At 34.6% G+C, this 1304-nt stretch carries 1 protein-coding gene and 1 pseudogene; both read left to right on the plus strand.

Annotated features, from left to right (window positions below):
• On the plus strand, nucleotides 1-371 hold a 371-nt coding region (locus tag D8886_RS11565; RefSeq protein ID WP_125435774.1), incomplete at its 5' end, for a DUF4304 domain-containing protein.
• 180 nt (nucleotides 372-551) lie between these two features.
• Nucleotides 552-1304: pseudogene (locus D8886_RS11870) on the plus strand (hypothetical protein); the annotation flags it as partial.

Below are 1304 nucleotides of genomic sequence, written 5' to 3' on the forward strand. Positions count from 1 at the left end.
CTTATGAAAATAAATATTATACATTTGAAAATACTGATTTAAAGGTATTTGTTGGCTTTCAAAAATCTAACTTTGAGAACTCTTTTTATATCAATTACGGCTTTTTTATAAAAAAGCTTCATGAAAAATTAGAGAAGTTGAGTCATGGCTTTGGAGATTTTGGAGGTCGCTTTGTTTACAATGATAACGACAAAATGCTTGGNGATTATAAACTATCTGATCTGACGAAGGAAAGTCTTTCAGAGAATACAGAGAAGTTTATTAAACCAGCCTTTGAGAAAGGGATTGATGACTATTTGGAAANGTATCCTCACTTAAAACGAAGACTTCCTTTGACAGTAAAGGAATATTTAGATTCCGCCTACAAATGAACAAAGCAGAATTCAAAAAAATTGTTAGTGAAACTTTAAAATCACAGGATTTTGCTTATGAAAATAAATGGAAGAAAAAATGCACAGAGGGGAAGATACTTTTCCTGTGATTTTAGAAGATTAATCTAGTATAAAGAATTTAGGGTAGGATGCTTTCCTTGCCCTTTTCGTATCATTGATTTGTTAAGCAAACACGATCCTAACTTCGAGCAAAAACGTTTTGAGTATATCGCTGAAATGGGCCTTGATCCAGTCACAGGCAAAGAGGCTGATGAGGAACTCCTGAATTATGCCACAAACTATACCAGGTACGCACCGAGTATAAAAGCGGGTTATGACTTCCTAATGGTAAGTGCAGCAGCTTGGAGTACTCGGGCTTATAATAAGGATTTACAAATACAAAGGGCTGATACCCAGATTAATGAGTATTATCAGATTAAGGATGCGGTAAGGACTCAGAGCGTGGTGCCGGCTGCTAAAGTGAATACTAGAGCTTTTACTGAAAAAACTGTTCCGGATTTTGTAACTCGAAACGATAACAATTTCTATGATACTCGAAATTATAAAGGAAACCCTAAAGCTTATATCAATGAGGATGGTTATCTAGTGTCAGTAAATCCTGAGGGAGATCTTCCTATCCATTCTCAAATACGAGGTGGTAATTCTGATCGTACACCTTATATTTCAACAACAGATCCAGAATTCAGTACAACTCCCAAAAATTATGGATCAGATAGGATAAGGATTGATTCCAAGCAAATTCAGCATGATATTGAGACAGGAAAACTTAAAAACGTAGAAGTTATAACACACCAAGAAATAGTTGACCATTTGCAAAAACGAGTTGTCCAAGCACAAGTGAGATATAATAAAAATCCAAATGATATAAATACGAGAAGGCTAAATGATGCTAAAAAAGATTTATTCAATACT

Origin of the sequence: Streptococcus sanguinis (assembly GCF_003943655.1) — a bacterium.
Taxonomy (GTDB): Bacteria; Bacillota; Bacilli; order Lactobacillales; family Streptococcaceae; genus Streptococcus; species Streptococcus sanguinis_F.